The sequence below is a fragment of the Pedobacter sp. 01T416_2 genome, assembly GCF_056398925.1.
In genome coordinates, this window is record NZ_JBFTQI010000318.1 from 1 (window position 1) to 6,339 (window position 6,339).

At 37.1% G+C, this 6,339-nt stretch carries 6 protein-coding genes; 4 read left to right on the forward strand and 2 right to left on the reverse strand.

Going from position 1 to position 6,339, the window contains the following annotated elements; translation table 11 throughout:
- Positions 1 to 1,677 (forward strand): TonB-dependent receptor (locus AC1DPQ_RS14340; RefSeq protein ID WP_477609892.1); only part of this gene is annotated, 1,677 nt, incomplete at its 5' end.
- Between the two features lie 3 nt (positions 1,678 to 1,680).
- Positions 1,681 to 2,790 (forward strand): PepSY-associated TM helix domain-containing protein, encoded by a 1,110-nt coding sequence (locus AC1DPQ_RS14345; RefSeq protein ID WP_477581105.1) that lies wholly within the window; start codon positions 1,681 to 1,683, stop codon positions 2,788 to 2,790.
- Positions 2,791 to 2,843: 53 nt separating this feature from the next.
- Here the strand turns inward: AC1DPQ_RS14345 and AC1DPQ_RS14350 are convergent, their stop codons facing one another.
- Positions 2,844 to 3,263 carry an SRPBCC domain-containing protein gene (locus AC1DPQ_RS14350; protein WP_477581107.1) on the reverse strand — a complete coding sequence of 140 codons (420 nt, stop codon included), beginning with the start codon at positions 3,261 to 3,263 and terminating at the stop codon, positions 2,844 to 2,846.
- A 463-nt stretch (positions 3,264 to 3,726) separates the two neighbouring features.
- Between AC1DPQ_RS14350 and AC1DPQ_RS14355 the strand changes: the two genes are divergently transcribed.
- Entirely contained in the window at positions 3,727 to 4,008 is a 282-nt protein-coding gene (locus AC1DPQ_RS14355) for an Rdx family protein (RefSeq protein ID WP_029276323.1), read from the forward strand.
- An 89-nt stretch (positions 4,009 to 4,097) separates the two neighbouring features.
- Here the strand turns inward: AC1DPQ_RS14355 and AC1DPQ_RS14360 are convergent, their stop codons facing one another.
- Complete coding sequence (locus AC1DPQ_RS14360; protein WP_477609894.1) at positions 4,098 to 4,280, reverse strand: hypothetical protein; 183 nt, start codon at positions 4,278 to 4,280, stop codon at positions 4,098 to 4,100.
- A 342-nt stretch (positions 4,281 to 4,622) separates the two neighbouring features.
- Here AC1DPQ_RS14360 and AC1DPQ_RS14365 point away from each other — a divergent pair.
- Positions 4,623 to 6,339 (forward strand): ligand-binding sensor domain-containing protein (locus AC1DPQ_RS14365; RefSeq protein ID WP_477609896.1); only part of this gene is annotated, 1,717 nt, incomplete at its 3' end.

A 6,339-nucleotide genomic window follows, 5' to 3' on the forward strand; every position in this document is an offset into this window, starting at 1 on the left:
GAAGGAGGTTTGATTAACTACATTACTAAAAAAGCCGATAAAGGAAAATCGTTCGGAGGTTATTCTCAAGCCGGAATTACAGGAAACTTAAAAGGCGATAGCACCATAGGCTACCGTTTTTCGCAACAGCTTTACGGCAAAACAGGTAAGTTCGATTATCTGGTAAGTGGTATGTTCGAAAAAACCGGTGTTTTCCGTGATGCTGAAGGCTTGGTAATTTCGCCTGAGTATGGTTTAGGTGAGACTAAATCTTACAATGGTTTTGTAAAACTGGGATATAACTTTACTCCAAAACAGCGTTTGCAGGTGATGTATAATTATTTCAGCTCCAGACAGCATTCTAAATACCTAACCAAAGATGGTGTTTACGGTCAATCGCCGGCTATTGGTATTTATGGAACAAGATTGGGTGAAGATGAAGGAACAAGATTTAACCATAATGCTAATTTACAATATACCAATCAGCAGATTTTCGGTAAAACAGATTTAACGGCCAATGTATATTATCAGGACTTTTATACCATTTATTCTAACTCAGCGTCATTTTTCGGCAGTGGCCAATCGGCCATTACTTCAACAAAAAAGGGTGCAAGGGTAAACCTGAATACACCTTTTAATATTGCAGATCGGGTACCAATGCAATTGAACTATGGTTTGGATTTAATGAACGATAAAACTGCTCAAAGCTTAACAGATGGCCGTTTATGGGTACCTAATATGAATATGGTGAACTTTGCACCTTACTTACAGGCTTCTGCAACTTTCATTAATGATTTAACCATAAAGGGAGGCTTAAGGGTAGAAAATATTAACATTGATGTAGACGATTTTAATACCCTGGCTACCGGTGCAAACGGTGCAGGAAGTATAGCGGTGCAAGGGGGTAAATTAGATTATAATGCTTTAGTATTTAATGCTGGCGCTCGTTACTCTAAATTCAAGTTTTTTAATCCTTTTATCAGTTATGCACAATCTTTCTCGGTGTTTGAGCTGGGTAGGGTGTTAAGGGCAGCAAAAAGCAATACCTTGTCGCAGTTAGAAACTAAACCAATTATAGTAAACAATTACGAAGCTGGTTTTAGCAGTACCGTAGGTAAACTGAATTTCAGTGCTGCTTATTATTACAGCACTTCTAAACTGGGTGCCAATCTTTTAGAAGTTAATGGAACTTACATCTCTCAACGTATTCCAGAGCGTGTATATGGATTTGAAATCCAGGCAGATTATCAGGTTCTACGCGATTTGAGCATTGGTGGTAATTACGCACAGGTAGAAGGAAAAGGCGATGTAGATGATGATGGTAATTTTAACGGAGAGAAAGATGTATATTTAAACACAACCCGCATCCCACCATCAAAAACCACCGTTTACCTTAAATATTCAGGTATTAGAAACTTAAGTTTGGATGTAAACTGGATGCGTGTAGGAAATCGCGACCGCTTTAAAACCAATGCGGCAGGTAAATATTTAATTGGCGAAGGTCCGGTAAAAGCATTCAACTTATTTAATGTTGCAGCAGTTTATCAAGTTACGCAGCCTCTAAAACTATCGGTAGGTGTAGAGAATTTATTGAACAAAGTTTATTATCCTGCCATTTCTCAGTTTTATGGCAGCAATGTAAATTATGTGAGAGGGAATGGGCGCAGATTTAACCTATCACTAGGCTACGCTTTTTAGACAATGAAGAACAGAAATTTTAAAAATACCATCAGGAACATTCATCTCTGGCTCGGCCTGGCGACTGGCCTTGTGGTATTTATTATTAGCGTAACTGGTGCGTTGTATATCTTTGAAGAAGAAATCAGAGATTTTACACAAAAAGATTTTCGCTATGTAGCGCTTCAAGAGAAACCTTTTGTAGGTTTAGATCATATCATTTCAAACTTCGAAAAATTATCACCCAAAGACCAGTTAAGGCTGATCAGAATTGAAGATGGGTTTTCAAATGCAACGGTAGAAATTACCACCAAGAAGGGTATTGTTTATTATTTTGACCCTTACACTGCCGTTTTGATAAAAAGAGGTGGCGAAGATTGGCTTCAAGTTGTAGAGCATATCCATACCTCCCTGTTGTTAGGAAAAACAGGAAAGTTTATCATGCAATGGTCGGTGGTTATTTTCGTGCTAATGCTGATTACGGGACTGGTACTCTGGTTTCCTGGTCAGATGCGGTTATTAAAACAATCTTTAACCATTAAAAGAAAAGCATCGTTTAAACGGCTAAATTACGATTTACACAACGTATTGGGCTTTTATGCATCAGTTGTGCTATTGGTTACTGCTTTGAGTGGTTTGTATTTTGCTTTTAAAGAGGTGAAAAATGCGGCTAGCTTTTTTACCGGGAGCAAATTAGGGCAGGGCAAATCCATCGTTTTAACCAAACCTGCACACATCGATTCGCTACCTCTACGTTACAATAAAATTTATACTGAAGCTAAAATTAAATACCCTGGTGCTATTTCCACTAGTTTTTCGCTGCGTGGTAAAGGTGAACTGCGTTTAAGAATGATTTATCCCTACCGCTGGGCACGCAACCAGAATACCTTTTTTTATGAGGAAGCTACAGGCGTAATGACCAGGGCTAAACCGTATAAAGATTTTAACGGGGCCGATTTAATAGAAGCCACCAATTACGATCTCCACACGGGTAGGCTTTTAGGACTGCCAAATAAAATTCTTTCCTTTTTAGCGGCTTTGGTTGCAGCGAGTTTGCCGATTACTGGYTTTATCATCTGGTGGAAGAAAAGGAAAAAGCCCAGGAAAGCTAAACCCATCCTTACCTCAAAATAATTGGAGCATCTAAATCGCAGTAAAACCACTTTTGTATTAGAACCTGAAGTCATTTAACCAAGCTGCTCAGCATATGTTTTAAGCTGGTTCAGTCCCGATTGACAGAATTCCTGTTGCATGGTCAAATCAAGGCCTGCAACGGGTTCAAAGATTTCAGTAAGCGTAACGGGGTTATTTCCTGTAAAAGTGATCAGGCTTTTCCGCTCATCATCTAATGTATAAGCAATTCGCTCATGCGCTATAATTTCGGTGTAAGTTCCTCTAAAGTCAAAATTTTCAGTTCCGTCTTTTTTAGCCATAACGTATAAAAAACCACCTCCTTCTACCAGGTTATTTTCAATTTTCTTGTTGATCCATTCGTCTGATGGAGCATTCCACTTGGCAATATGTTCGGGCTCATTCCATATTTTCCAAACCAGACTAATGGGTTTATATATCTGAATACTGGCAGTTAAAGTATTTTTAAAATCCATGGCGCTTTAATTTTTTATAAAAATAATTGCTCGTACCAACAATTTAAGTGGGCATTAAAGACAAATTTAGAGGTGATTTGAGCAGGGATTTAAAAGAAAACTAAAATAAAAAAACAGTAATTTTTATATCTGTTTTTCAGACTTTAGGTGTATGATTATCTAGATGAAGCAAACAAAAATTGCTTCATTGGTGTAGTTATAATTCCTCTAACACGGGAGTAATTTGAAAGGGGTAAACATGGATGTGGTTACCCTTTTCTCTTTTGACAACATTTTAAGCAGCGAACTTGTTTAGTTCATTTTATTCAGTATTGTCTGGCTGAATTAGATATTAATAACGATTTTTTTACCACAAGAACAAAAGAGGAGACACATCTGCAGATGCTTAATCGGTTTCAACAGCCATTAACATCTTCATTTTCCATCCCTCCATATTTTTTGTACCCTTGTAAAAAAAATAAAAATGGAGAAAGCACTTGTTAATATAACCTATTGCCCCAAATGTGGTTGGATGTTACGTTCGGCTTACATGGCGCAAGAAATTTTAACCACTTTTGTTGATGAGCTAAAGGGGGTAACTTTAATTCCGAGTGAAACATCGGGCGTTTTTACTGTTCATGTTGGCGAGAAACTAATTTTCGATAGAAAGCAGATGCAACGCTTTCCTGAAATTAAAGAATTAAAACAGCTTATTCGTGATGAAGTGAATCCAGACATGAACCTTGGCCACTCTGATGTTAAATAGCGAACATTTAAATTTATGAATCTAAGTAATTGATCTATAGTTGGGCGACTACATGATTATTCAGTCGCGAACAGGATTTTAGTAAATTGTTATCTTAAAGCCAGGATCAGTTTGCCTGATTTGATTCTGAAATAATAGGTTAAAGAAGTTCTTCCTTTTAAAACTTCAATAGTTTTAATGGCGCCAGAACTGCCCCATGTGTCAGAAATAAGATCGCCAACTTTCAGTTGTTCTAGCCTATGGATGGGAGTCAATGCATCAATATGTGTCATAGTAACAAAAATAAGCCAATATATTTTTTTTAGATAGGATTTTTGTTTCAAAATATACATTTCACGTTTATGTGTAATAACAAATACTACGGTTTCGGTCTGTAAATGATTAGGTGTTGTAGGTTGAATTATTAAAATGTTGGTTGAACAACATCAAGATAGAACAGAGCTGTCTTTAATGTAGGAGAAATCTTACGATTTTTACTATTTAATCCTAAACAATACCCGATAGCTGAGTTTTAGGAAAATATGTATATTCGTTTCCTGCCATGCATACCACGGTACGGTTTCTCTATGCTCCTTATTCAGAAAAAAACTGCTTGCTCCATATTTTTTTTATGGATGGGTGCAGTTATTTGTTTTGCCCAGTCTACAACTATTCGCCTTAAATATCTGGGGGTAGAAAGTGGCCTATCTAATAATGTGGTAAACTCTTTGTATCTAGATCATTTTGGGTTTATGTGGATGGGTACCTATGATGGATTAAACCGTTACGATGGCTATCATTTTAAGGTTTTTAGAAATGGCTGGGGAGACGAACATTCATTAGTAAATAACCACATTACGGTACTGAATGGAGATGCGAAAAACAAGGTTTGGGTAGGTACGCAAAAGGGCGTTTCTTATTATGATTATGCCGATTCCAAGTTTCATCAATTGATTTATCTAGACAAGGGAAGAAAAAATGAGGTAAGTTATGCTATTAATTCCATTGCAATAAGTAAGGCTTTAGCTGTTTATGTAGCTACTGAAGAAAAAGGCCTGTTTATGCTCGAAAAGAATAGCACCATTGCAAAACGGATCCCATACGGCAAAAATTTCGATTTCACTGTAAAAGCTTTATATGTTGATGAACAACAAACCCTATGGCTTTTTATAAAAGATGTGGGGCTTTGCAGATACGATAATGATAAACATAGACTTCGTTTAGTAACTGCTGCAGTACGCTCAGTAACATGCATTACCAAAGGCACTAACCAAACACTCTGGATTGGAACAGAGCACGGACTTTTTCAATTTGATAAAGCCAATAGTAGCCTCACCAAGTTTAACCAGCATTTAAGCAATGAGAATATTATGAGTTTGTTGTTTGATCGGCAACAAAAACTCTGGATTTCGACTGATGGGGGAGGAATTGCTGTTTACAATACAAAAAATCAAAAAACAAATTACCTATCTGCAGGAAAAGAAAAAGGCTTACTCAGCAGTAATTCTGTCGCCCAGGTTTACGAAGACCGCGAATCTAGAAAGTGGATTGCAACCTTACGTGGTGGGGTTAATATCATCGATCCAGAAAATGAGCAGTTTACCACCATTAAACATAATCCATTAAAAAACAATTCCTTAATTAACAATTTTGTACTCTCCTTTAGCGAAGATGAAAACAAAAACATTTGGATCGGGACTGATGGGGGTGGTTTAAGTGTTTGGAACAGAAAGCAAAATACTTTTGCTAATTATGCCAAAACCAGCGATCCAAACTCTTTAACAAGTAATTTTGTTACCAGTATTTTAAACGATGCAGATCACAACGTTTGGGTGGCCAGTTTTAGCGGCGGGATAGATCGTTTTAATAAAACAACCGGGAAATTTGTTCATTATAACTGTTACAATAACTATAAAGGCGTTGATGACATTAACATTTGGAAGCTTTATCAAGACAAACAACAAAATATTTGGGTAGGCACTACAAAAGGTGGTGCATTGTATCGTTACAATAAAATTGCCGATAAATTTGAACTTTTTGACCATAATCTAAAGGATATCCACAGCTTGTTCCAGGATTCGAAAGGAAGACTTTGGGCAGGGAACTATACCGAACTGATCGAAATCGATCCAATAAACAAAAAACATAGCTATACGAAGATCAATTTTGCCATCAGGGCCATTCAGGAAGATTTTAATCATCAAATATGGATCGGCACCGAAGGTGGAGGTTTATTGCTTTTTGATCCCGAAACCAAAAAAATAAAGCGGTACATCCAGAGCGATGGGTTACCAAGTAATTCGGTGCTCAATATCCTCCAGGATGCTCAAGGTAATTTATGGTGTAGTACTT